The sequence below is a fragment of the Pseudomonas sp. R1-1 genome, assembly GCF_051132135.1.
Classification (GTDB): Bacteria; Pseudomonadota; Gammaproteobacteria; order Pseudomonadales; family Pseudomonadaceae; genus Aquipseudomonas.
In genome coordinates this window covers 1,640,263-1,666,191 of record NZ_CP071663.1, presented here as the reverse complement: position 1 = coordinate 1,666,191, position 25,929 = coordinate 1,640,263, and the positions used below count along the sequence as shown (strand labels likewise).

At 58.2% G+C, this 25,929-nt stretch carries 17 protein-coding genes, 2 tRNA genes and 2 rRNA genes; 6 read left to right on the top strand and 15 right to left on the bottom strand.

The genetic code is table 11. The features are described from left to right. Positions 1 to 102: 102 nt before the first annotated feature. Positions 103 to 2,997, top strand: a complete 2,895-nt coding sequence (locus tag J3P75_RS07630; RefSeq protein WP_093099251.1) for a ribonucleoside-diphosphate reductase subunit alpha — start codon at positions 103 to 105, stop codon at positions 2,995 to 2,997. Between the two features lie 1,030 nt (positions 2,998 to 4,027). Here the strand turns inward: J3P75_RS07630 and flgE are convergent. The 6 genes from flgE to J3P75_RS07600 all read right to left on the bottom strand — a co-directional run bounded on the left by flgE (position 4,028) and on the right by J3P75_RS07600 (position 9,177). Continuing rightward, entirely contained in the window at positions 4,028 to 5,374 is a 1,347-nt protein-coding gene (gene flgE / locus J3P75_RS07625) for a flagellar hook protein FlgE (RefSeq protein ID WP_076563858.1), read from the bottom strand. A gap of 31 nt (positions 5,375 to 5,405) precedes the next feature. Next, on the bottom strand, positions 5,406 to 6,131 hold the full coding sequence (flgD, locus tag J3P75_RS07620) for a flagellar hook assembly protein FlgD (protein ID WP_090285356.1): 726 nt from the start codon (positions 6,129 to 6,131) through the stop codon (positions 5,406 to 5,408). 15 nt (positions 6,132 to 6,146) lie between these two features. Next, complete coding sequence (gene flgC, locus J3P75_RS07615) at positions 6,147 to 6,590, bottom strand: flagellar basal body rod protein FlgC (RefSeq protein ID WP_007937507.1); 444 nt, start codon at positions 6,588 to 6,590, stop codon at positions 6,147 to 6,149. Between the two features lie 3 nt (positions 6,591 to 6,593). Continuing rightward, positions 6,594 to 7,001 carry a flagellar basal body rod protein FlgB gene (flgB, locus tag J3P75_RS07610; RefSeq protein ID WP_093099242.1) on the bottom strand — a complete coding sequence of 136 codons (408 nt, stop codon included), beginning with the start codon at positions 6,999 to 7,001 and terminating at the stop codon, positions 6,594 to 6,596. A 369-nt stretch (positions 7,002 to 7,370) separates the two neighbouring features. Next, complete coding sequence (cheR, locus tag J3P75_RS07605; RefSeq protein ID WP_016773612.1) at positions 7,371 to 8,198, bottom strand: protein-glutamate O-methyltransferase CheR; 828 nt, start codon at positions 8,196 to 8,198, stop codon at positions 7,371 to 7,373. Between the two features lie 46 nt (positions 8,199 to 8,244). Next, positions 8,245 to 9,177, bottom strand: coding sequence for a chemotaxis protein CheV (locus tag J3P75_RS07600; protein ID WP_090285360.1), 933 nt, complete (start codon positions 9,175 to 9,177; stop codon positions 8,245 to 8,247). 82 nt (positions 9,178 to 9,259) lie between these two features. Between J3P75_RS07600 and flgA the strand changes: the two genes are divergently transcribed. The 4 genes from flgA to J3P75_RS07580 all read left to right on the top strand — a co-directional run bounded on the left by flgA (position 9,260) and on the right by J3P75_RS07580 (position 11,860). Beyond that, on the top strand, positions 9,260 to 10,021 hold the full coding sequence (flgA, locus tag J3P75_RS07595) for a flagellar basal body P-ring formation chaperone FlgA (protein WP_434711237.1): 762 nt from the start codon (positions 9,260 to 9,262) through the stop codon (positions 10,019 to 10,021). Between the two features lie 161 nt (positions 10,022 to 10,182). Next, the gene (gene flgM, locus J3P75_RS07590; protein WP_090285364.1) at positions 10,183 to 10,509 is read left to right on the top strand and encodes a flagellar biosynthesis anti-sigma factor FlgM; all 327 of its coding nucleotides are present in this window, start codon (positions 10,183 to 10,185) and stop codon (positions 10,507 to 10,509) included. A gap of 48 nt (positions 10,510 to 10,557) precedes the next feature. Next, positions 10,558 to 11,025 carry a flagella synthesis protein FlgN gene (locus tag J3P75_RS07585; protein ID WP_434709815.1) on the top strand — a complete coding sequence of 156 codons (468 nt, stop codon included), beginning with the start codon at positions 10,558 to 10,560 and terminating at the stop codon, positions 11,023 to 11,025. 88 nt (positions 11,026 to 11,113) lie between these two features. Further along, the gene (locus J3P75_RS07580) at positions 11,114 to 11,860 is read left to right on the top strand and encodes a flagellar brake protein (protein ID WP_090285368.1); all 747 of its coding nucleotides are present in this window, start codon (positions 11,114 to 11,116) and stop codon (positions 11,858 to 11,860) included. 72 nt (positions 11,861 to 11,932) lie between these two features. On the opposite strand, the gene J3P75_RS07575 is transcribed toward J3P75_RS07580, so the two are convergent. From J3P75_RS07575 to J3P75_RS07560, 4 genes are all read right to left on the bottom strand, one after another. Then, the gene (locus tag J3P75_RS07575; RefSeq protein ID WP_434596192.1) at positions 11,933 to 13,318 is read right to left on the bottom strand and encodes an MFS transporter; all 1,386 of its coding nucleotides are present in this window, start codon (positions 13,316 to 13,318) and stop codon (positions 11,933 to 11,935) included. Between the two features lie 69 nt (positions 13,319 to 13,387). Continuing rightward, the gene (locus J3P75_RS07570) at positions 13,388 to 14,629 is read right to left on the bottom strand and encodes a glutamine synthetase family protein (protein ID WP_434711235.1); all 1,242 of its coding nucleotides are present in this window, start codon (positions 14,627 to 14,629) and stop codon (positions 13,388 to 13,390) included. A gap of 199 nt (positions 14,630 to 14,828) precedes the next feature. After that, positions 14,829 to 15,521, bottom strand: coding sequence for a sensor histidine kinase (locus tag J3P75_RS07565; protein WP_434596189.1), 693 nt, complete (start codon positions 15,519 to 15,521; stop codon positions 14,829 to 14,831). Next, positions 15,518 to 17,122, bottom strand: coding sequence for a response regulator (locus J3P75_RS07560; protein ID WP_434709814.1), 1,605 nt, complete (start codon positions 17,120 to 17,122; stop codon positions 15,518 to 15,520). Before J3P75_RS07560 ends, J3P75_RS07565 begins: the two co-directional genes overlap by 4 nt. Positions 17,123 to 17,424: 302 nt before the next feature. Between J3P75_RS07560 and J3P75_RS07555 the strand changes: the two genes are divergently transcribed. Then, a complete protein-coding gene (locus J3P75_RS07555; RefSeq protein ID WP_434709813.1) occupies positions 17,425 to 21,561 on the top strand; it encodes a CheR family methyltransferase in 4,137 nt (1,378 codons plus the stop codon). 5 nt (positions 21,562 to 21,566) lie between these two features. Here J3P75_RS07555 and J3P75_RS07550 read toward each other — a convergent pair whose 3' ends face one another. The 5 genes from J3P75_RS07550 to J3P75_RS07530 all read right to left on the bottom strand — a co-directional run bounded on the left by J3P75_RS07550 (position 21,567) and on the right by J3P75_RS07530 (position 25,808). Further along, positions 21,567 to 22,106 (bottom strand): hypothetical protein, encoded by a 540-nt coding sequence (locus J3P75_RS07550; protein WP_434709812.1) that lies wholly within the window; start codon positions 22,104 to 22,106, stop codon positions 21,567 to 21,569. A gap of 147 nt (positions 22,107 to 22,253) precedes the next feature. Then, positions 22,254 to 22,369, bottom strand: a 5S ribosomal RNA gene (gene rrf / locus J3P75_RS07545). A 148-nt stretch (positions 22,370 to 22,517) separates the two neighbouring features. Further along, positions 22,518 to 25,411: ribosomal RNA gene (locus J3P75_RS07540) — 23S ribosomal RNA — on the bottom strand. A 234-nt stretch (positions 25,412 to 25,645) separates the two neighbouring features. Beyond that, positions 25,646 to 25,721: transfer RNA gene (locus J3P75_RS07535), tRNA-Ala, on the bottom strand. Positions 25,722 to 25,731: 10 nt separating this feature from the next. Then, positions 25,732 to 25,808: transfer RNA gene (locus J3P75_RS07530), tRNA-Ile, on the bottom strand. Positions 25,809 to 25,929 lie beyond the last annotated feature (121 nt).

The following is a 25,929-nucleotide window of genomic DNA, read 5'->3' as shown; positions in this document are numbered from 1 at the left end:
AAGTGGTAATTGCCGACGCTGGTCGGTTGCAGTGCTTCGGTACAGAACGGTGAGCACCATGACGGTGCCAAACAAACATAGAGAATGTGGAGACCACCCCCCATGCAAACCGACACAACTCGCGAGAACCCGCAGGGCACCTTGCCGCAGGCCGCCGATTCGACTTCGGATCTGGCAGCTACCGCGCCTGGCCAGCTGCGCGTGATCAAGCGTAATGGCACTGTCGTTCCTTACACCGATGACAAGATCACCGTCGCTATCACCAAAGCGTTTCTCGCAGTTGAGGGCGGCACCGCTGCCGCTTCGTCGCGAATCCATGACACCGTGGCGCGTCTGACCGAACAGGTCACCGCAACCTTCAAGCGTCGCATGCCATCGGGCGGCACCATCCACATCGAAGAAATCCAGGACCAGGTCGAACTGGCCCTGATGCGTGCCGGCGAGCAGAAAGTTGCCCGCGACTACGTGATCTACCGCGACGGTCGTTCGAAAGAGCGCGCTGCGCATGCGCCGGCCGAAGCCGCCGTCAATGCACACCCGTCGATCCGCATCACCCGCACCGACGGTAGCCTGGCGCCGCTGGACATGGGCCGCCTGAACACCATCGTCACCGAAGCCTGCGAAGGCCTGGAAGAAGTCGACGGTGACCTGATCCAGCGCGAAACCCTGAAAAACCTCTACGACGGCGTGGCGCTGACCGACGTCAACACCGCGCTGGTCATGACCGCCCGTACTCTGGTCGAGCGTGAGCCGAACTACTCGTTCGTCACCGCCCGCCTGCTGATGGACACCCTGCGCGCCGAAGGCCTGGGTTTCCTCGGTGTCGCCGAAAGCGCCACTCACCACGAAATGGCCGACCTGTACGCCAAGGCACTGCCGGCCTATATCGCCAAAGGTATCGAGTTCGAACTGCTGAACCCTGTGCTGGCCTCCTTCGACCTGGAAAAACTGGGCAAGGCGATCAACCACGAGCGCGATCAGCAATTCACCTACCTCGGCCTGCAGACCCTGTACGACCGTTACTTCATCCACAAGGATGGCGTGCGTTTCGAACTGCCGCAGATCTTCTTCATGCGCGTGGCCATGGGTCTTGCAATCGAAGAGAAGCAGAAAGAAGACCGTGCGATCGAGTTCTACAACTTGCTGTCCTCGTTCGACTACATGGCGTCGACCCCGACCCTGTTCAACGCCGGCACCCTGCGTCCACAGCTGTCGAGCTGCTACCTGACCACCGTGCCGGATGACCTGTCGGGCATCTATCACGCGATCCACGACAACGCCATGCTGTCGAAATTCGCCGGTGGCCTGGGCAACGACTGGACTCCGGTGCGTGCACTGGGCTCGTACATCAAGGGCACCAACGGCAAATCGCAAGGCGTCGTGCCGTTCCTCAAAGTAGTGAACGACACCGCTGTGGCCGTGAACCAGGGTGGCAAGCGCAAAGGCGCTGTGTGTGCCTACCTGGAAACCTGGCACATGGACATCGAAGAGTTCATCGAGCTGCGCAAGAACACCGGTGACGATCGTCGTCGTACCCACGACATGAACACCGCCAACTGGATCCCTGACCTGTTCATGAAGCGTGTCTTCGATGACGGCAAGTGGACCCTGTTCTCGCCATCCGAAGTTCCGGACCTGCACGACCTGACCGGTAAAGCCTTCGAAGAGCGTTACGAGTACTACGAAGCGCTGACCGAATACCCGGGCAAGGTCAAGCTGTTCAAGACCATCCAGGCCAAAGACCTGTGGCGCAAGATGCTGTCCATGCTGTTTGAAACCGGCCACCCATGGCTGACCTTCAAAGACCCGTGCAACCTGCGCAGCCCGCAGCAGCACGTCGGCGTGGTCCACAGCTCGAACCTGTGCACCGAGATCACCTTGAACACCAACAAGGACGAGATCGCCGTTTGCAACCTGGGCTCGATCAACCTGCCGAACCACATCGTCGACGGCAAGCTCGATACCGCCAAGCTGCAACGCACCGTCAACACCGCCGTGCGCATGCTCGACAACGTGATCGACATCAACTACTACTCGGTGCCGCAAGCGAAGAACTCCAACTTCCGCCACCGTCCGGTCGGTCTGGGCATCATGGGCTTCCAGGACGCTTTGTACCTGCAGCACATCCCTTACGGCTCCGACGCTGCCGTCGAGTTCGCCGACAAGTCGATGGAAGCGGTCAGCTACTACGCGATCCAGGCCTCCTGCGACCTGGCCGACGAGCGCGGTGCGTACGAGACGTTCAACGGTTCGCTGTGGTCCAAGGGCATCCTGCCGCTGGATTCGCAACAGATCCTGATCGAACAGCGCGGCCAGAAGTACATCGATGTCGACCTGAACGAAAGCCTCGACTGGGCACCGGTTCGCGCCCGTGTACAGAAAGGCATTCGTAACTCGAACATCATGGCCATCGCACCGACCGCGACCATCGCCAACATCACCGGCGTATCGCAGTCGATCGAACCGACCTACCAGAACCTCTATGTGAAATCGAACCTGTCGGGCGAATTCACCGTGATCAACCCGTACCTGGTTCGCGACCTGAAAGCGCGCGGCCTGTGGGACTCGGTCATGATCAACGACCTGAAGTACTACGACGGTTCGGTTCAGCAGATCGAGCGCATCCCGCAAGAACTCAAAGAGCTCTACGCGACCGCGTTCGAAGTGGACACCAAGTGGATCGTTGACGCCGCCAGCCGTCGTCAGAAGTGGATCGACCAGGCCCAGTCGCTGAACCTGTACATTGCCGGCGCCTCGGGCAAGAAGCTCGACGTGACCTACCGCATGGCCTGGTACCGTGGTCTGAAAACCACCTACTACCTCCGTGCCCTGGCCGCGACCAGCACCGAGAAGTCGACCATCAACACCGGCAAGCTGAACGCTGTTTCCAGCGGCGGCAACCACGGCGATGATTCGGTCCTGGCCGCTCCGGCAGGTCCGGCACCAGTGCCAAAGGCTTGCGCGATTGACGAGCCGGATTGCGAAGCTTGCCAATAAGCTGAGCTGACTCGGGCGTTGCGAGACGCCTGAGACTTCCCAATCGAACCCCCCCGACAGACTTCTGGTTTGTCGGGGGTTTTCTTTTTTTGGGGGTTGGGGGATTGGGGGATTGGGGGCATATCCGTTGCTGCGGAGGTTGCCGCTGGCGGTTTCGCTCTTACAGCGACTCACTTTTCCAGACGCCGAAAAGTAAGCAAAAGGCTTTGCCCCGGCGTTCGGCCCCTCGCTGGGGCTCGGGGTTCCTTCGTTACGGAATCGATCCGGGCGCAGCGGCTACGGTTTGCTTCGCTGCACCTCCTTCCGCTGTGTACGACTCCGTCGTACGGTCGCTACGCTCCCACACCCGAATCGATCCCTTCACTCAGCCTGCCGAAGGGGCAAAAAATCAAAAGCCAGATCAAGATCAAAAGCCAGATCAAAATCAAAAGCCCCTCACCCTAGCCCTCTCCCGGAGGGAGAGGGGATTGACCGCGGTGGATGCGAGAGCTAAACCGACCTGCGATACCGAGTTGTACGCGATTTTCAAAGCCAAAGCAGATCGGCTCCCTCTCCAGGGGGAGAGGGCTGGGGTGAGGGGCGAATCCACCGAAAATCTCAAGCCGTGCGGCGCTTCTAACCACTCAACAATGAGCGCCAGCTCGAGTGCTCTTGATCTTGATCTTGCCTAACCAGCGACATCGGAAGGCTGAGCGCAGGGATTGATCCGGGCGTGGGAGCGCAGCGACCGTCTGGCGCAGCCAGACACAGCGGAAGGAGGTGCAGCGAAGCAAACCGTAGCCGCTGCGCCCGGAGCGATCCCGGAGCGAAGGGACCCGAGCCTGCGAGGGCCGTACGTAGGAGCAAAGCCTTTTGGTTCCTTTTTGGCGTTTGAAAAAGGGACTCGCCGTAAGGGCGAAACCGCCAGCCGCAACACCCGAAGCAACGGATAAATCCCCAAAAACCCAAGAGCCTGGTCGGCCCACAGGCCGCCAAGGCCAAAAAAAAAGCCCCTCAAAACGAGGGGCCCAAAAAATCATCACAAACCCAATCAGGTCATCTGAATAATGGTCTGCATAATCGTGCTCTGCGTCGAAATAGTCTTGGCGTTCGCCTGATAGTTGCTCTGGCCCTTGATCAGATCAACCAGCTCGTTGGTCAGGTTAACGTTCGACTCTTCCAGCGAGTTGGACACCACCTCACCCAACGTACCGGTCTTCGGCGCGTCGTAGCCCGGAATACCCGAAGCGAAAGTCTCTTTCCAGCTAGTACCACCGACAGCCTGCAAGCCCTGCTCGTTGGTGAAACTGGCCAGTGCAACCTGACCAATCGCCTTGCTCTGGTTGTTGCTGAAGTTGGCGAACAGCGTACCGGTACCGTCGATGGTCAGGTTGGTTATCTGTCCAGTGGCGTAGCCATCCTGAGTCGGGATCGTGCGCGAAGTATCAGCGTTGTACTGGGTGGTCTTAGCCATCGAAATGGTCACGCCAGCCGGATTTGCTGCCGCGCCGTTAGGCGTAAAAACACCGTTGGTCACGGTGCCTGGTTTCCAGTTACTCAACGTCAAGTCGCTGCTGATGAGCGGGTTTGGCGCCGGCGGCGGCAAAGTACTCGGTGTACTCACCTGAAGCAATTTGCCGGAACTGTCGAACGTCAATGTCGAAGCAACCGGAGGCGTGGCGGCGTTGGTTGGATCGCTACCGGTGGCATCCGGGTTGCGTCCATCAACCAGGGTGTAAACCTTCCAGGTATTCTCGCCAGTCTTGACCACGTACTGATCCATGACGTGGGAGTTACCCTGAGTGTCATAGATCGGCGTGCTGAACGACTTGGTGTAAGTCTCAGGCTTCGACGGGTCGAACTTCACGGCAGTAGCGCCGGTATCAACAATCACGGGTGCCGAAGAGTTCAGGTTGATGCTCGAAGTCACCGCCGAAGTCGACTTTGGCGCCAGGTTCGAGGTGTCGATCTTCAGATCGGTCAACACGCCATTGATGATCTTGCCGTTGGCATCCACACCGTAACCTTGCAGACGCGAGGTGTAGTCGGTGTTGGTGATGTAACCGGCGTTGTCGACCTTGAACGTACCGGCACGGGTATACGAGATCGAGCCGTTGTTGCTCATGGTGAAGAAGCCGGAACCGTTGATGCCCATGTCCAGCACGTTGCCAGTGTTGTTGATGTCACCTTGGGTGAACTGCTGGGAAACGTTGGCCAGGCGCACGCCGTTGCCGATCACTTTGCTGCCGCTGCCCAGACGAGTCGACGAATAGACGTCTTCGAATTCTGCGCGCGAGGATTTGAAACCGGCGGTGGCGACGTTGGCGATGTTGTTGCCGGTGACGTCGAGTTGTTTGTTGGCGGCATAGAGACCGCTAAGGCCGATGTTAAAAGACATGTTCCACTCCTTCGTGCCGGGTTAGTCGGCTCTATATACCAATGGTTTGTACTTTGGACAGGGCAACGGTGCCCTTGCCGGCCAGGTTGAGCATCAGCTCGCCGCCGGTCTGGCTGATCGTCACGCTGTTGACGGTCGCTGGCAGGTAAGTCGCCAGGTCCGTCGCGGTGCCGTTGATCGGTGCGTTGGCCTTGAAGGTGTAAGTACCGACCGGCACCACGGTGCCTGCGGTGTCCTTGCCATCCCAGGTGAAGCTCGCGTCGCCAGCGGCGCGGCTGCCCAGATCGATGGTGCGAACGGTTTTTCCGTCCTTGTCGGTGATGGTCACGGTGCCACCAGCAATCGACGAAGGCACGGTGACCGAACCGGTCAGGCCTTTGCTCGGGTCATCGAGCTGTGCGGTGTTGGTCTGCACGATCACGTTACGGCCAACCAGCGACGACGCTTGCAGCGCCTGCGACGAGTTGTAGTTGCCGGCCAGGCCACTCACGGTGGAGTTCAGCGTGGTGATGCCTTCGAGGCTGCTGAACTGCGCCAACTGGGCAACGAATGCACTGTTGTCCTGCGGGTCGAGCGGGTTCTGGTTTTTCAGCTGGGTCACCAGCAACTGCAGGAACGCATCCTTGCCCAGCGCTTGTCCGCCGGTGCTGCTGTTGGTCGCCGAAGCAATGCCATCGGTGGTCGAACTGGTCTTTTTCGACGAGTTCGACAGAATATCATTCATGCTCAGGGAGCTGGTGGTATCGGTAACGCTCATGGCAGTCGCCCCTTATTACTGACCGAGGGTCAGCACCTTCTGCATCATGGTTTTGGCGGTGTTCATCATTTCGGCGTTGGTCTGGAACGAACGGCTCGCGGAAATCATGTCAGCCATCTCTTCCACCACGTTGACGTTCGGGTAGTAGACGTAGCCCTTGGCGTCGGCCGCGGGGTGGTTGGGCTCGTAACGCGCTTCGAGGTTGCTCTGGTCTTCGACCACACCGAGCACCTGCACGCCTTGACCGGCCGCGTCCTGGTTCTGGAACAGCGAGTCGCTGCCGCCGCTCTGGCCGCCCTGGAACATGGTGGCGAACACCGGGTGACGGGCGCGGTAGGTCTGGTCGATGCTCGACGAGACGGTCTCGGCGTTGGCGATGTTCGAGGCCACGGTGTTCAGACGCGTGGTCTGGGCGCTCATGCCGCTTCCGGCAATGTTGAAAACGCTGGACAGGGACATGGATTACTCTCCGCGCAGGGCTGACACCAGCCCTTTGAATTTGCTGTTGAGCAGGGTGAAGCTGGCCTGGAAGCCGACGGCGTTTTCCGCGTAGTTGGACTGTTCCAGTTGAGCGTCCACGGTGTTCTGGTCGATCGAAGGCTGCATCGGCGTGCGATACATCAGCGACTCGTCGCCATTGCCCAGACCTTCAGCTTCGATGTGACGGCTGTTGGTCTTGTTCAGAGCGATGGTGCCGTTGGCGTTTTTCTGGCTCTGGGCTTCGAGTACTTTCGAGAAGTCCAGATCCCGCGCCTTGTAGTTCGGGGTATCGGCGTTGGCGATGTTGTTGGCCAGCACTTCGGCACGCTGGGCGCGGAAGCCCAAAGCCTTTTCGTGAATGCCGAGCGCTTTGTCGAAGCTGATGCTCATGTCGGGAACCTTCAGGTGACCGGTTTTTCGTAACTGAGCTTTAGCAAGCGTCGTGCCAGATTGCCAAACTCCCGGTTTCCGTGGCTTTGCGGGCGGGCGGCAACGCGGCAATGCCAGAAAAGCGGCAACCGGCTTCCGGCAGATGCCGCTTTTCTGCCGCTTGGTTGCCTCTTGCCCACGCCACCAATCCCCTGTAGGAGTGAGCCTGCTCGCGATAGCGTCAGGACATTCACCATCGTCGGTGCCTGATACGCCGCTATCGCGAGCAGGCTCACTCCTACAGAGGGGCGGTGGTGGTTTCGAGATAAACGCAGGCAAAAAAAACGGGAGCCCCCTGAGGACTCCCGTCTTGTTGTATTGCCGCGGCAATCACTTCGCCTTGTAAATGATCCCCGGGCTGCACTGGACCATCTGGTAATGGTCCGGCAAACCGTTCAGCGCTTCGGATGCGCCAAGGAACAGATACCCGCCCGGCTTCAACGTGCTGTGAATGCGCAACAGGATGTCTTTCTTCACTTCGGCCGAGAAATAGATCAGTACGTTGCGGCAGAACACGATGTCGAACTTGCCCAGCGCGGCATAGCTGTCGAGCAGGTTGAACGAGCGGAACTCCACCCGGCTCTTGATCGGCGCCTTGACCACCCAGCGCCCCGGCCCTTTCGGGTCGAAGTAGCGTTGCAGACGCTCCGGCGACAAACCGCGGCCGATGGCCAGGCTGTCGTACTCGCCGGTCTTGCAGTTGTTGAGCATCAGGCCCGACAGATCAGTGGCAACGATCTGCACGCCCATCTTCAACTGGCCGAGGTTGCTGCGCTCGAACTCGTCGATCGACATCGACAGCGAGTACGGTTCCTGACCCGACGAGCAGGCCGCCGACCAGATGCGCAAGCGCTGGTTGGGGCTGGCCTTGATCGCTTCCGGCAGGACCTTGTTCTTCAACACCTCAAACGGATAGGTGTCGCGAAACCACAGGGTTTCGTTGGTCGTCATGGCATCGACCACCTGCTCGCGCAAACCGCTGCGCGGCTGGGTCTGGATGCGTTGCACCAGCTCACCCAGCGACTTGATGCCTTGCTGCTCCATCAGTTTGTTGAGACGGCTGGAGACCAGATATTGCTTGTTTTCACCGAGCAAAATGCCACAGGCCTTTTCCAGGAAGACCCGGAACTGTTCGAAATCCAAATTACCCGTAGACAATGGTGCCGCCTCTTAAATCGTGTTGAACACCAGGGACAGTAGGTCCCTAGCTGATATCTGCTGCTTTGATCCGGTCGACTACCCGGGATGCCAGGTCATCAGGACGGAATTTGGCCAGGAAGTCATCGGCGCCGACTTTTTTGACCATCGCCTGATTGAATACCCCCGACAACGAAGTATGCAGGATGATATGGAGCTTTTGCATGCGCGCGTCGCCGCGGATTTCCGCCGTCAAGGTGTACCCGTCCATCTCCGGCATCTCGATGTCGGAAATCATCATCAGGAACTCTTCTTCCGGCTTCTTGCCTTCGTCGACCAGCTTGCGCAGGTAATCCAGCGCCTGCTTGCCGTCGTTCAGCGCCACCACTTCGACACCGATCGTCTGCAGACAACGGGTGACCTGCTTGCGTGCCACCGACGAGTCATCGACCGTCAGCACCCGCAGCGATAACGCCTTGGTCTGGGTCTCGACATCGACCACGCCCACCGAAATCGCTTCCGGCGTCGGTGCGACTTCCGCCAGCACTTTCTCGACATCGATGATTTCGACTAACTGATTGTCGACCCGAGTCACAGCCGTCAGGTAGTGATCGCGACCGGTGCCCTTGGGCGGCGGATGGATCTCTTCCCAGTTCATGTTGACGATGCGCTCCACCGAGCGGACCAGGAAACCCTGGGTCTTGGTGTTGTACTCCGTGATGATCACGAACGGACTGTTCTTGTCTTTCAACGCTCCGGAACCGGTCGCCATTGCCAGATCGAGGATCGGAATGGTCGCCCCGCGAATATTTGCCACCCCGCACACCACAGGACTGGACTTGGGCATCAACGTCAGCGACGGGCATTGCAACACTTCCCGTACCTTGAACACGTTGATGCCATAGAGCTGTTGACCGTCGAGACGGAACAACAACAGCTCCAGGCGATTCTGCCCTACCAGTTGCGTACGCTGGTTCACCGAATCCATTACACCCGCCATGCCCAGACTCCTACATCAACGCCAAGTGTTGTTGCGACGCACATTCATTGCTAAACGGCACGGCGCTTGCTTTTTAACCCGTATGAACATTCAAACGACATTTTCCCGACACCTGATAGCGCCTCTTCGCAGAGCGCTTGCCGGTGCGTGCGCCATTTGCTGCTTGTTCTTTGGCAGTCCTGCCCATGCTGATGCGGTTACCTTGCCTGACATGCTTATCGGCGTCACTCAGGGCTTTCTTGAGTTCACCGTAGAAGACTATCTGACGAGCAGTCAAACCGAAGGCCGTTATGAAATCGAAGTCAACCAGCTCGACCCACGCATGCGCATGCCGATGTGCGACAAGGAATTGACAGCGACGCTGGAGAGTCCGGCACGCCCTTTGGGCCGGGTTACGGTGAAGGTTCGCTGCGAGGGCACATCGCCCTGGACGGTGTTCGTACCCGCTCAAGTCCGGCTGTTTCGCGAGATTGTCACAACCACGCGTGCGCTCAAACGCGCTGGCATTATCGAGCCGCAGGACGTGACCTTGCGCGAGCGCGATGTCAGCCAGATCAATCAGGGCTTTCTGACTTCGGTGGACGAAGCGATCGGGCAGAAATTAACCCGACCAACGGTCGCCGATCAGGTCATCACCCAGGTTCATCTGGAGCAGGCGGAAGTCATTCGCAAGGGCGATCAGGTCGTCATCACCGCACGCAGCGGGACATTGGCCGTGCGCATGCCGGGCGAAGCCCTGGCCAACGGCGGCCTGAAAGAACAGATCCGGGTAAAAAACCTCAATTCACAACGGGTGATCAAGGCGCAGGTCACCGCGCCGGGACAAGTGGAAGTGGCCATGTGAAAGCCCTGTGAGAAAACTGGCGCCGACCTCGTCGCTTCCCTAAACTGTGTCGCAGCAGGACATGCCGCGATGCAGCCAGGCGCATTGGAAAAATGTGCCTAAAGTTTTCCAGGGGATAGCCGAAAACATGGCAAGCGTCCAAATTCCCAGAGGTTTTTATCATGGTCATCGATTTCAGCCGTTTGAACAGTTCCTCGTCACTGACAGGCAGCACACGTACCAGCAACGCCAAGGAAAGCGCTGAAAACAGCCCCTCCGCGCCGCTGAATACCCAGGCCGAACAGGCCAATGCCGCCAAAAGCGGGGAGTCGGTACACCTCAGCAATGAGGCTCAACAGTTGCAGAAGGTCACTGACAAGCTGCGCGATCAGCCTGCTGTCGACAAAGCCCGTGTGGCCGAGTTGAAAGCCGCGATTGCCGATGGCAGCTATAAAGTCGACAGCAACCGTGTAGCCAGCAAACTGCTCAACTTCGAAGCCCAGCGCTAGGCTTTTGCCGGCGCCAGGCTTTTGGACGCTTAAACCCCAAGGCCAGCCATGCACGACACTACTTTATTGCAACTGATCGACGACGACTTTGCTCCAGCGCAAGAATTGCTGGAGTTGCTGCAAACCGAATCCCTCGCGTTGCACGGTCGTGACATGCCCCTGCTGGAAGAAATTCTGGCGCGCAAGCAGGCGTTGATCATTCTGCTGGAACAGCATGGCCGCAAGCGCAGCGAAATCCTCGCCAGCCTCAATCTGCCGACCGATCGCAACGGCCTGCAACAACTGGCCGCGCAATCGAACATTGGCGAGCAGTTGTTGCGCCAGGGCGATGCCCTGACCGACCTGATCGCCCAATGCCAGGCAGCCAACGTCAAGAATGGCCAGTCGATCCGCATTCAGCAGGCCACCACGGCCAATCAGCTGAAAATCCTCACCGGGGGCGAACCGCCAGCGTTGTACGACGCCAGCGGCACCTTTGCCAAGCCCGCCAAACCGCGTCCGCTCAGCCAGGCATGAGCCGTTGATGCGCCAGCTCTATCAACCCGCGGAACATGCTGGCAAAATGCTGGCTAGTCGTCATATTTTGTCTGGAGATTGATAAACCGTGTCCAACGCCCTCAGCGCGGATGATGCTCCGCAGCCCCCTAAGGTGCTCACCACGCCACTGGAAATCTCCAGCAACCTGCGCCAGCTGCAGGACAGCCACGATCCGCTGATCATCACCTTCCACGAGCGCAGCCAGCGTTTTCAAAGCTACCTGATCAAAGTCGACCGCGACAGCGCCTCGATCGCTCTGGACGAAATGATCCCGCGCGATGGCGAACGCTTCCTGCTCGCCGGCGAGCCGTTCAAGGTTGAAGGTTTTCATGACGGCGTACGCATCGCCTGGGAATGCAACGGCACGCTGAACATCGAAGAATCCGACGGCGATCGCTTTTATACCGGCGAGCTGCCGACCGAAGTGGTTTACCACCAGCGCCGCAACGCCTTCCGTGCCGCGCTGAAACTGACCGATCTGGTCAGCGTTGAACTGGGCGGTGAAAAGCTCAAGTCGCCGATCCATGGCAAGCTGCTGGATATTTCCGCGACCGGTTGCAAGTTTCGCTTCGAAGGCGACATCACCGATCGCCTGCAACTGGGCCAGGTCTACGACCGCCTGATCGCCCCGCCGCTGTTCGGCAACCAGCCGATCGCTGTTGAACTGCGCTATCTGCACTTCGAAGAAAAGCTCAACATCACCTTCGCCGGCCTGCGCTTTCACAACATCAGCGGCCCGGCCGCGCGCAACGTCGAGCGTTTCGTTTATCAGCTTCAACGTGAAGCGCGGCGGTTTGATAAAGACGATCTCTGAGCCGTAGCGACCAACAAAAAGGGCAGCCCCTCACAGGGCTGCCCTTTTTGTTGCGCGGTGTTTATGTACGCTTCAGGGCCGCGCGCCACTGATATCCGGCGCAGGCTTGTCATCTGCGCTGCTCACATCATCTTCGGCCGTGGCTGGCGGCGGTTCGGCTGGCTCGGGTTCAGGTTCTGGACTGGACGGCGCCGGATCCTGGACCATCTGCTCCTGCACCACTTGCTCATCGACGCGTGGGTCGAGCGCTGCTACGAGTGGCGAACTCGACATGCTGTCCGGCATGGCCACGTGATGCAGCGGCGCATCATCGACCTGATGCAGATTGGTCACCGCCTTCGGCCGAATCCGCCACACCAGTACCAGCGCAAAAAAGCTGAAGAACGCATACAGACTCTGGCTGCCGAGAAACTTCATCAGCACGCCGGCCAGCAGCGGCCCGATGCTCGCGCCCACCCCGTAGGTCACCAGCAGCATGGCCGTCAGCGACACCCGTCGATCGCCCTCGACATGGTCGTTGGAAAACGCCACGGCCAACGGATAGAGACAGAACTGCACCAGCGAACAGAGGAAGCCCACCACAAACAGCACTTCCAGCGGCACCTGCGGCAGCACCGCCAACGGCAGCGCCGCCACTGCCAGAAACCCGGCGAAGCAGCGGATCAGCAACGCCCGGTCGTAACGATCGGACAACCAGCCGAGCGGCCACTGCACCAGCAAACCAGCAAAAATGCAGCTACCCATGAATAGACCGACCTGCTCGGTCGACAGCCCTTGCTGTGAGGCATACAACGGCGCCAGGCCGTAAAACGAACCGATGATCAAACCGGCGCCGAGCACTGTGCTCAACGACTGCGGCACCCGCTTGATAAAGAAGCGCGGCTCCATCGGCGCCGGATGCAGAGGGGCCGGGTGAATCCGTCGGGTCAGCGCCACCGGCACCAGACACAGCGCAAAGCACAGTGCGACCAGCATCAGCAGCTCGAGGCCGAGGCCCGGGTGCATGACCAGAATCAACTGACCGAGCACCAGGCCCAGATACGAAGCGATCATGTAACCGCTGAACACCAGACCACGCTGATTGGCATCGGCCTGCTCGTTGAGCCAGCTCTCGATCACCATGTACTGGCACATCATGCCGAGGCCGACGATGGTCCGCAGCACCAGCCACGCCGGCAGCCAATCGACCAGACCATGGCCCAGCACTGCCGCACCGACAATCCCGGCACACGCCGAATAAGCGCGAATGTGCCCGACCCGGGCGATCAGCCGGTGACCGATCTTGCCGCCCAGCACCAGACCAAAATAGTTGGCGGCCATCAGCGCACCGACCCACAGGCCGTCGACATTGTCAGCGGCCAGACGCAAGGCCAGATAGGTGGAGAGAAGGCCCGAGCCGATCAACATCATCAGCGAGGCGAAATACAGCGCTCGAAAGGATTTCCAGATTTGGCGCATCGGCGTTCCGAGCGGCTCCTTGCAGTAAAGACCGGGCTAACCAAAGGCTAGCGGGGTGGCGACAGTACGTCAGGCCTGGGCTGCTAGAACACGCCGTTCCCAGGGGGTGATTTCATCGAAGAAGCTGGTCAACTCCATGGTCTTCGAAGCGATGTAGCCTTCGATGAACTCGGGTCCGAACAGTTCCCTGGCCAAGTGGCTACGCTTCAGACGTTCCAGAGCAGCATGCAAGGTACACGGCAACGCAAGATTGTCCGGCACGACAAACTCGCCCTGAATCGCCTCGCTGGGCTCGAGTTCCTGCTCGATGCCATGCAAACCCGCGGCCAGACTGGCGGCGAGCACCAGATACGGATTCGCGTCGGCGCCCGGCAAGCGGTTTTCGACCCGACGAGCGACCGGCGAACTGGCCGGAATGCGCAGCCCGGCGGCACGGTTATCGTGGGACCAGCAGGCATTGTTCGGCGACGCATACGGATGGCACAGGCGCTGATAGGAATTCACGTTGGGCGCAAACAGTGCGGTGAACTCGGCCATGGCTGCCTGCTGCCCGCCGATGAAATGGCGGAACATCGCGGTCGCCTCGCCGCTCGCGTCACTGAAGACATTTCTGCCGCTGCCGATTTCGACCACGCTCTGGTGAATGTGCATCGAACTGCCCGGCGTGTGCGCCAACGGCTTGGCCATACACACCACGGTCAGGTCGTGCTTGAGCGCGACCTCTTTGAGCAGGTGCTTGAACAGGAATGTCTGGTCGGCCAGCAGCAACGGATCGCCGTGCAGCAGATTGATCTCGAACTGACTGACGCCCATTTCGTGCATGAAGGTGTCGCGGGGCAAGCCCAGCGCCGCCATGCATTTGTAGACTTCGCTGAAGAACGGTCGTAGTCCGTTATTGGAGCTGACGCTGAAGGCCGACTGGCCGTCTTCGCGACGACCGTCGAGGCCGACCGGTGGGTGAAATGCTTGGGTGGGATCAGGGTTGGGCGCGAAAACAAAAAACTCCAGCTCGGTCGCCACCACCGGCGCCAATCCGCGCGCGGCGTAACGGGCAATGACTTTCTTTAGCTGGCCACGGGTCGACAGCGGCGAGCTTTCGCCGCTCAGTTCGTCCGCGTCGCAAATCGCCAGGGCGCGCGGCTCGTCACTCCAGGGCAGGCGGTGAACCTGGGTCGGTTCGGCGACCAGTGCAAGATCGCCGTCATCGCTGCCGTAAAACCGCGCCGGCGGGTAGCCGCCCATGATGCATTGCAGCAGCACACCCCGCGCCAACTGCAGGCGCCGCCCTTCGAGGAAACCCTCGGCGGTCATCACTTTGCCTCGCGGCACGCCATTAAGATCCGGCGTAACACATTCAATCTCATCAATGCCCGTCAGTCGCTGTGCGAGTGAGCGCTGGCCATCGGTTGTCATGACGCAATCCTTGTTATTGTGCGAGCCGCGAACGGCGACCCGTACAAAATAGGCTCCGGCTGTTCGGAATATCAAGCAGCGTCAGCAAAAACCATTGTTACGGCAGATACAGACTGAATACTCCGCCACCGAGCGGACCGCCATTGCTGATCTCCGTGCGCCCCTCCACGCCATTGCGCTGATGCAGCGCCGCGATGCGATTGGCAAAGTACAGACCGAGTCCGGTACTGCCGCTGCTGTGATTGATGCCCTGCACGTAATCGGCCTGACGCTCGAGCATCTCTCGCGGATAACCGGCGCCGTCATCGTTGATGCTCAGGACCAGTTGCCCGGCCTCGTCACTCACGGTGATCAATAATGATTCGCGTGCGTAACGAATGGCGTTGTTGATGCAGTTGCTCAGCACCGAAGCAATCAGCTCACGATCAAAGAAACCCAGCGGGCTTAGCGGGTCGACTTCATAGGTGGCGAGAATGCCGCGGCTGGCGAATACCTCCTGATGCGCGGCCAGTTGCGCCTCGATGAAATCGTCGAGTTCGTGATAGGCCGGTTGCAGCGGCAGCTGATTGACGCCGAGCTTGTACAGCCCGAGCAACTGCACGAGCATGCCGTTGAGGTGAGCGAACTCGAAGTCGATCACGCCCTGCTCCGCGCCCTCACGCTGCGCTTGCGGCAGACGCGCCAGCCATTGGCTGTGCGCCTGCATGAGCATGGCCAGGGAGTTTTTCATGTCGTGGACGGTGGAGGCGATCACCGTGGAGAAATCCAGCGCCTGCTCATCGTGGTTCATTCGCCAAACGCCTTGCTTTTCAGCTTCTGATAACGCGCAAACCGCGCGTCGGTGTCGGGCATCAGGCCGACCATTTTCAGGCAGGCCCGACATTCTTCCAGCTCCGCTGACGGCACACTGGTGTCGGTGCCATGCAACAGCGACTGGGCCAGGTTCAACGCGATGCTGAGGTTCTTCGGTTGCATCTTCAATGCCTTGCGGAACACCTCGCGGGCTTCCACCAGGTTGCCGGTCTTGTACACCCGCACGCCCTGACGGTTTAAGTCAGCAGCGGCGTTACTGGAACTGAGTATGGTCGGGTCATCGGTGAGCTTGGCGATGTCTTTCATCACCGCCGGGTCGTCGCCGTAGATCTCCGCGCAGCTCTTGAGCATCGAGGTGCCCGCCTCGGCCTGTCCAAGCATCTGCAACTGCTTGGCCACCAGCAATGCTGCTTCCGGGCTCATGAACTGCTCCATGCCATCGAGACGCATCAGCGCTTGCTCGGTGAGCTTGTCGGCAGTTTCCGCATCGTTGAGCAGCAGGCTGGTGGCTTTCATCAGGCGCGCACGAATCTGCAGGCCCGGGTCACTCGGGTTTTCTTTGGCGACCGCGCTGAGCGTGGTGTTGATCTCCAGTCGCGTGCGCGTATCGAGGCCGCGGTCGCTGCCCTTGCTGATCAAGGCATGCGCCAGACCCAGATTGCTTTCCGGGTCCTTGAAGCGCGACTGCGCGCCTTGCGACACGGCCTGACGATAGGCGCGCGAGGCGGTTTCGAAATCTTCGTTGGCCATCGCCAGTTTGCCCAGCAAAGCCTGACGACGCACCGCCAGCGGTGACAGGCGAATCGCTTCTTCCAGCACCCGTTGCGCGCCTTTGCTGTCGCCCTCAGCCACCAGCACGTCGGCCATGCCGTCATACAGCGCCGGCATCATCGGGAAAACCTTCAAGGCTTTTTCATAGACTTCTTTGGCCTGAGTCACCTGCCCACGCTTGAACAACAGCTTGCCCAACCCGGCAAACGCCCACGGCAATGGACGGTCGGCGATGATGCCGTCATAGAGGCGTTCCAGCGCTTCGTTCTGATTCATGTCGCGCAGCGCATCGGCGCGATAGCGCAGGCACAGCGGCGAATAGCGGATGTCCTGCTTGCACAGAGCGATGCAGGCGTTGAGCACCTCGACCGGTTTGCCACGGTCTAGGGCTTGCAGAATCGGTTTGAGCAGGGTTTTACGCTGCTCCAGACGCTCCAGGCGCTGGGCCAGGCCGGAGCGGTTGAACGGTTTGGTCAGGTACGCATCGGGCTCGTGTTCCAGCGCACTGAGCACCATCGCCTGACTGGTTTCGGCGGTGACCATGACGAACACCGCTTCGTGACTGATGAGCTTTTCCGACATCAGGTCTTCAAGCACTTGCTGGCCGTTTTTCTTGCCGTCGCCCAGATGGAAATCCTGCAGGATGAAATCGTAGGACTTCTGTGAGCACATTTTCAGCGCCTGCTCACCCGTGTCGGCGGTATCGACATCCTTGACGCCCAGCTCACGCAGCATCGAACGCACGGAACTGCGGAAATCCGAAAAATCATCGACGATCAGAAAGCTTCTTTGGTGATACGACGACATCGACGATTTCCAGGCAAATGAAGAGGGGGCAATTTCAGGCGCGCAGATGATAGCTGCCGGCTAAATGCTATCAAGCGATTTCGCGCGACGTTGCTGTCACCGAACGGGTTATCGGCCGCTCCCTCGAATCTCTTGAAGATAGTTGGTGCGTTTACGCAAAGAGCGCGGTCAACCCAGAACAACCAGCACGCCATTCGAACTGTGGCAGGAAAAAAGTCGGAAACAGGATTATCCTGCGCAGTTACCCGTGCGTTTTTTGATCCACCGCGACCACACCCCGTCGCCTTCTCAAGGCCGAAGCCATGACCTCGAAATCACCCTCCTCGCCTTCTGCCCCCGAGCGCCAAGGCCTGAGCCCCAGCCACCTGGACTTCCCGGTGGTCGGCATTGGCGCGTCTGCCGGTGGCCTGCAAGCGATAAAGCTGTTTTTCGAGCACATGCCGCAAGACACCGGCATGGCCTTCGTGATCATCCTGCATTTATCGCCGGATCATCAGAGCGTCGCTGACAAGATCATCCAGGAATCGACGCGGATGCCGGTGCTGCAAGTGACGCAGCCGGTGCCGATCGAGAAAAACTGCGTGTACGTCATTTCGCCCGCGCAATCGCTGTCAATGAACGATGGTTATTTGCGCGTGAGCGCCGCCGCCACACAATCCACCCGACATTCGGCGATTGATCTGTTTTTCCGCGATCTCGCCGATGTGCATCGCGAACGGGCGTTTTGCGTGGTGCTGTCGGGCACCGGCTCCGATGGCGCAGTGGGTTTGTCGCGGATCAAGGAACAGGGCGGCGTCACCTTGGCGCAAGTGCCTGAAGACGCCGAATACGACGGCATGCCGCGCGCCGCGATCGAAACGCGAATGGTCGACCTGGTGCTGCCAGTGGTGGAAATGCCGCAGAAGCTGATGGAGTTGTGGAGCAATTCGCAGAACATCACCCTGCCCAGCGCCAATGACCCAGACATCAAAGTGCAATCGCCGTCCAGCGACCAGGAAGCGGCGATTGCCGAACAGCGCCTGCACGACATCCTGCTCTACTTGCGGGCCAGTACTGGCCACGATTTCAAGCATTACAAGCGCGCCACCGTGCTGCGCCGGATCGAGCGGCGCATGCAGGTCACCGGCCAGTCCGACCTCAGCGCCTATTACGATTACCTGCAAAACACCCCGGACGAAGCCAAGGCATTGTTGGGCGACATGCTGATCGGCGTGACCAATTTTTTCCGCGACCGCGAAGCCTTCGAAGCGCTGGAGCGCGAAGTACTGCCGCAGTTGGTGCAGGCGGTATCCAGCTCGGCGGAAAAAGAGGAATTGCGCGTCTGGTCTGCCGGTTGCTCCACCGGCGAGGAAGCCTACAGCCTGGCGATCCTGCTCGACGATCAGTTGCAGGTCGAAAACAGCAAGGCCAACCTGCAAGTGTTCGCCACCGATATCGACGAACGTGCGATCAGCGTCGGCCGCGCCGGCACTTACCCGCAAGCCATCGTTACCGACGTACCGCCTAATCGCCTGCGCCATTATTTCGTTAAAGACGACGAGCATTACCGCATCCGCAAGGAAATCCGCGAAAAGGTCCTGTTTGCCAAGCACAGCCTGCTGTCCGATCCGCCGTTTTCGCAGATCGATCTGATCACTTGCCGCAATCTGCTGATCTACCTGGATCGCGAAGTGCAGCGCGAAATCCTGCAGATGTTCCACTTTGCCTTGCGACCGGGTGGCTTCCTGTTTCTCGGCACGTCGGAAAGCGCCGATGCCTGCCACGAATTGTTCACCCCGGTGGACAAACGCAACCGCATCTTCCGCGCCAAGACCGGCACGCCGAGCAGCCGTCGTACGCCGACCATGCCTCGAGGCGGTTATATGCGCAGCAGCGTTACACGTCCTGAAGTGAAGACCAGCGAACAACCGAAGTTGTCGTTCGCCGACATTCATCGACGTGCGATCGAGCGTTCGGCGCCGCCGAGCATCATTGTCGACAGCAACGCCGATATCCTGCATATGAGCGAAAGCGCCGGGCGCTTTCTGCGGCATGTCGGCGGCGAGTTGTCGCGCAACCTGCTGACGCTGATCCTGCCGGAGCTGCGCCTGGAGATTCGCACCACGCTGTTCCAGGTGCAGCAGAGCGACTTGACCGTGCGCTCGCGGGAGGTGATCCTCAAGCGCGAAGAGCGGCAGTTCCGCATCGATCTGATCGCCCAACCGTATAAAGACGACGAGTCGGACAGCGAATGCGTGCTGGTGATCTTCGAGGAAGTGGAAATCGATCCCGCCGAACACGCAGCCACCACCATGTTGCAGACCGAGAGCCAGGTGCTGTCGAACCTTGAGCGCGAACTGCAACGCACCAAGCTGCACCTGCAGGACACCATCGAACAGTCGGAAGTCTCCAGCGAAGAACTGAAGGCTTCCAACGAAGAAATGCAGGCGATCAACGAGGAGCTGCGCTCAGCCACCGAAGAGCTGGAAACCAGCAAGGAAGAGCTGCAGTCGATCAACGAAGAGCTGTTGACGGTCAATTACGAGCTGAAAACCAAGGTCGAAGAAACCGACAAGATCAACGATTACCTGACCAACCTGATCGCCTCGACCGACATCGCCACGGTGTTCGTCGATCGCAGCATGCGCATCAAATGGTTCACCCCGCGCGCTACCGATATTTTCAGCATGCTGCCGGTCGACACCGGGCGCTCGCTGCTCGACATCACCCACCGGCTCAACTATGCCGACCTCGCCGACGACGCAGCACAGGTGTTCGAATCACTGAACATGATCGAACGTGAAGTGAACAGCACCGATAACCGCTGGTATATCGCTCGGTTACTACCGTATCGCTCCAGCGAAGACCATATCGACGGCACGGTGCTGACCTTCATCGACATCACCAAACGCCGCGCCGCGGAAGAAGAGTTGCGCCTGGGCGAAGAGCGCATGCGCCTGGTGGCCGAGAGCACCCGCGATTACGCGATCATCATTCTCGACGAACAAGGCGCGATCACCAGCTGGAACAAAGGCGCCGAACTGATTTTCGGCTACAGCAAGGCCGAGGCCGAGGGTGCTTTCTACGATTTCATCTTCACCGCTGAAGACCGCGCGGCCGGCATGGCCGAGAACGAACTGGCAACCGCACGAAATCATGGCCGCGCCGAAGACGAACGTTGGCACCAGCGTAAGGACGGCAGCCGCTTCTTCTGCAGTGGCGAAGTCACCCTGCTCAGCGGCGATTATCTGCAAGGCTACGTGAAGATCGCACGCGACCTGACCGGCCACAAACGTGCACAAGATGAGCAGAGCCAGGAACTGGCGCAGACGCGCAACACGGTGTCCCTGCGCGACGAGTTCTTCGCGGTCATGTCCCATGAACTCAAGCATCCGCTGAACCTGATTCAGCTCAACGCCGAACTGCTAAGGCGTCTTCCGGTCATCCGTACGGCAGGGCCGGCGACCAAAGCGGTCAATACCATCTGCGATGCGGTCAACAGCCAGGCGCGGATCATCGATGACCTGCTCGACGTTGCTCGGGTGCGCACCGGCAAGCTCAAACTGCAACTGACGCGGGTTGATCTCAGCGCCGTACTGCGTGATATCCATACCGTGGTGATCAACGAACAGCATGCGACGCGGGTTGACCTGCACTTGCCAACCGACCCACTAATCATTCATGCCGACCCGACGCGGGTGGAACAGATCATCTGGAATCTGGTGAACAATGCGCTGAAATTCACCCCACCGACCGGTCGGATCGAATTGATCGCCAGTCGCACTGCGCAAATGGCCCGTCTGGACATCAAAGACAACGGCGTCGGCATCGCCGCAGAGAATCTCGAACATGTGTTCGATCTGTTCGGCCAAGCAGAGAAACAGCACACCAATCATCAGCGCGAAGGTCTGGGAATTGGTCTGTCACTGGTCAGGCAACTGACTGAAGCGCAACACGGCTCGGTACTGGTGACCTCGCCTGGCCTGGGCGCCGGTTGCACCTTTACCGTGTGCCTGCCATTGGCGATAGATGTGGTTGAGGAAACTTCGACACAAGAGGTTGAAGTAGCGTCCGGCAAACTCGATGGCCTGAGTATCCTGCTGGTGGATGACTCACCGGAAGTGCTCGACACGCTGAAGATGCTGCTGGAAATGGAGGATGCGGACGTTACCGCGTTCGATCATCCGGTAGCGGCACTGAAAGCAGCTGAAGGCACGCGCTTTGATTTGATCATTTCCGATCTTGGCATGCCGGTCATGAGCGGCTATGAACTGATGAGTGCGTTGCGCAAGTTGCCGCTGGTGAAAAATGTGCCAGCCATCGCCCTCACCGGTTATGGCACACAGAGCGATATGCAGAAGTCCCGCGAGGCGGGTTTTGACCAGCACCTCGGCAAGCCAGTGGCGTATGACGATTTGATCGAAACCATCGATGCGCTGCGCCGCTCGCAACTTCTGTAAATGATTCAGCTCAGATAAGCACGCTGGATGCACACGCGACGGTCGATCGCCTGCTGAAGGCGCGCTTTGCTCTCGGCCCAGATGCCTGGGTCGACGCGCCTCAGGCGCATCAGGTCGAGCATGGCATTCTTGGCATCCAGATATTCTGACCAGGCATCCGACGCCTTGAGTTGAAGGCGCTCGTGCTCGCTCATCTCCATCCGCCGGATCGCCACTATCGATGGGTCGGTCACCACTGCACTCAGCGTTGTCTGAGTACGGTGCGGGGCGGCGAAGACCTGCTGAGCGATAACGATCTCCCGGGCTCGCTCACTTCCCCATTTCAGCGCAACCTCGCAGGGAACGTCTCTGCCGCGGTCATGAAACTCTTCACTGATCGCTCGCCCCTCCTTCGTGTACACACCGATGAACACTTGTGTGTCGCCACTCAGGCCTACACGAGCCTGGACCTCGATCTGTAAGCCGTCGCTCAGTGTCTCGTCATGGCCGTACATCGACAAACGGCTGTTGATCCATAACCAATAGCTGGCTCCACGACGTCGCATGGTCATCCCCCGCCCCGAAAGACAAACATTAAGGCACTGGATCGGAAGGTTCGCCACGTCAATTCGTCGGCTCGCTCGGCGCCTCGAACTTTTTCGCAGGCAAAACAAAACCCCAACTGCTTTCGCAATTGGGGTTTCGGAATTTAATCTTGACGATGACCTACTCTCACATGGGGAAACCCCACACTACCATCGGCGATGCATCGTTTCACTGCTGAGTTCGGGATGGTATCAGGTGGTTCCAACGCTCTATGGTCGTCAAGAAATTCGGGTACTGAGTCGTGACCAGATGGCCTCGCTTCAGCAAATTGGGTATGTGACAGCTGGTGTTTGTGCGTTTCGAACTTTCGGTTCGTTTCGTCTTCACACACCGCAATCTGGTCTCTTCGACGCAAATTGCTTGGGTGTTATATGGTCAAGCCTCACGGGCAATTAGTATTGGTTAGCTCAACGCCTCACAGCGCTTACACACCCAACCTATCAACGTCGTAGTCTTCGACGGCCCTTCAGGGAACTCAAGGTTCCAGTGAGATCTCATCTTGAGGCAAGTTTCCCGCTTAGATGCTTTCAGCGGTTATCTTTCCCGAACATAGCTACCCGGCAATGCCACTGGCGTGACAACCGGAACACCAGAGGTTCGTCCACTCCGGTCCTCTCGTACTAGGAGCAGCCCCTCTCAAATCTCAAACGTCCACGGCAGATAGGGACCGAACTGTCTCACGACGTTCTAAACCCAGCTCGCGTACCACTTTAAATGGCGAACAGCCATACCCTTGGGACCGGCTTCAGCCCCAGGATGTGATGAGCCGACATCGAGGTGCCAAACACCGCCGTCGATATGAACTCTTGGGCGGTATCAGCCTGTTATCCCCGGAGTACCTTTTATCCGTTGAGCGATGGCCCTTCCATACAGAACCACCGGATCACTAAGACCTACTTTCGTACCTGCTCGACGTGTCTGTCTCGCAGTCAAGCGCGCTTTTGCCTTTATACTCTACGACCGATTTCCGACCGGTCTGAGCGCACCTTCGTACTCCTCCGTTACTCTTTAGGAGGAGACCGCCCCAGTCAAACTACCCACCATACACTGTCCTCGATCCGGATAACGGACCTGAGTTAGAACCTCAAAGTTGCCAGGGTGGTATTTCAAGGATGGCTCCACGCGAACTGGCGTCCACGCTTCAAAGCCTCCCACCTATCCTACACAAGCAAATTCAAAGTCCAGTGCAAAGCTATAGTAAAGGTTCACGGGGTCTTTCCGTCTAGCCGCGGATACACTGCATCTTCACAGCGATTTCAATTTCACTGAGTCTCGGGTGGAGACAGCGCCGCCATCGTTACGCCATTCGTGCAGGTCGGAACTTACCCGACAAGGAATTTCGCTACCTTAGGACCGTTATAGTTACGGCCGCCGTTTACCGGGGCTTCGATCAAGAGCTTCGCGTTAGCTAACCCCATCAATTAACCTTCCGGCACCGGGCAGGCGTCACACCCTATACGTCCACTTTCGTGTTTGCAGAGTGCTGTGTTTTTAATAAACAGTCGCAGCGGCCTGGTATCTTCGACCGGCATGAGCTTACGGAGCAAGTCCTTCACCCTCACCGGCGCACCTTCTCCCGAAGTTACGGTGCCATTTTGCCTAGTTCCTTCACCCGAGTTCTCTCAAGCGCCTTGGTATTCTCTACCCAACCACCTGTGTCGGTTTGGGGTACGGTTCCTGGTTACCTGAAGCTTAGAAGCTTTTCTTGGAAGCATGGCATCAACCACTTCGTCACCCAAAGGGTAACTCGTCATCAGCTCTCGGCCTTAAGATCCCGGATTTACCTAAGATCTCAGCCTACCACCTTAAACTTGGACAACCAACGCCAAGCTGGCCTAGCCTTCTCCGTCCCTCCATCGCAATAACCAGAAGTACAGGAATATTAACCTGTTTTCCATCGACTACGCTTTTCAGCCTCGCCTTAGGGACCGACTAACCCTGCGTCGATTAACGTTGCGCAGGAAACCTTGGTCTTTCGGCGTGGGTGTTTTTCACACCCATTGTCGTTACTCATGTCAGCATTCGCACTTCTGATACCTCCAGCAAGCTTCTCAACTCACCTTCACAGGCTTACAGAACGCTCCTCTACCGCATCACCCGAGGGTGATACCCGTAGCTTCGGTGTATGGTTTGAGCCCCGTTACATCTTCCGCGCAGGCCGACTCGACTAGTGAGCTATTACGCTTTCTTTAAAGGGTGGCTGCTTCTAAGCCAACCTCCTAGCTGTCTAAGCCTTCCCACATCGTTTCCCACTTAACCATAACTTTGGGACCTTAGCTGACGGTCTGGGTTGTTTCCCTTTTCACGACGGACGTTAGCACCCGCCGTGTGTCTCCCATGCTCGGCACTTGTAGGTATTCGGAGTTTGCATCGGTTTGGTAAGTCGGGATGACCCCCTAGCCGAAACAGTGCTCTACCCCCTACAGTGATACATGAGGCGCTACCTAAATAGCTTTCGAGGAGAACCAGCTATCTCCGAGCTTGATTAGCCTTTCACTCCGATCCACAGGTCATCCGCTAACTTTTCAACGGTAGTCGGTTCGGTCCTCCAGTCAGTGTTACCTAACCTTCAACCTGCCCATGGATAGATCGCCCGGTTTCGGGTCTATTCCCAGCGACTAGACGCCCTATTAAGACTCGCTTTCGCTACGCCTCCCCTATTCGGTTAAGCTCGCCACTGAAAATAAGTCGCTGACCCATTATACAAAAGGTACGCAGTCACCCAACAAAGTGGGCTCCCACTGCTTGTACGCATACGGTTTCAGGATCTATTTCACTCCCCTCTCCGGGGTTCTTTTCGCCTTTCCCTCACGGTACTAGTTCACTATCGGTCAGTCAGTAGTATTTAGCCTTGGAGGATGGTCCCCCCATATTCAGACAAAGTTTCTCGTGCTCCGTCCTACTCGATTTCATTGATAAGAGATTTTCGCGTACAGGGCTATCACCCACTATGGCCGCACTTTCCAGAGCGTTCCGCTAATCTCAAATCAACTTAAGGGCTAGTCCCCGTTCGCTCGCCACTACTAAGGGAATCTCGGTTGATTTCTTTTCCTCAGGGTACTTAGATGTTTCAGTTCCCCTGGTTCGCCTCTTGCACCTATGTATTCAGTACAAGATAACCATCTTGTGATGGCTGGGTTCCCCCATTCAGACATCTCCGGATCAAAGTCTGTTTGCCGACTCCCCGAAGCTTTTCGCAGGCTACCACGTCTTTCATCGCCTCTGACTGCCAAGGCATCCACCGTATGCGCTTCTTCACTTGACCATATAACCCCAAGCAATCTGGTTATACTGTGAAGACGACATTCGCCGAAAATTCGAATTTCTCAATTAAGAGAACTCACAAATTTTACCTTAGCCTGATCCGTTACCAGTGAAAGTAACGTTCAGTCTATCTTTCTATCACATACCCAAATTTTTAAAGAACGATCTAATCAAAAGACTAGAAATCAATATTCGCACCGAATATTCATTTCTAAGCTTTCAGAAGCAGTTTATATGGTGGAGCCAAGCGGGATCGAACCGCTGACCTCCTGCGTGCAAGGCAGGCGCTCTCCCAGCTGAGCTATGGCCCCATAACAAAATTGGTGGGTCTGGGCAGATTCGAACTGCCGACCTCACCCTTATCAGGGGTGCGCTCTAACCAACTGAGCTACAGACCCAATTTCGAGCGCGTAACTGTTAGCCTGGAGCTATCAGCTTGGAGCTTAAAGCTGCTTCTATCGTCTTCTTCAATGAATCAAGCAATTCGTGTGGGAGCTCATGGAGCAGCTGATGTCGTCG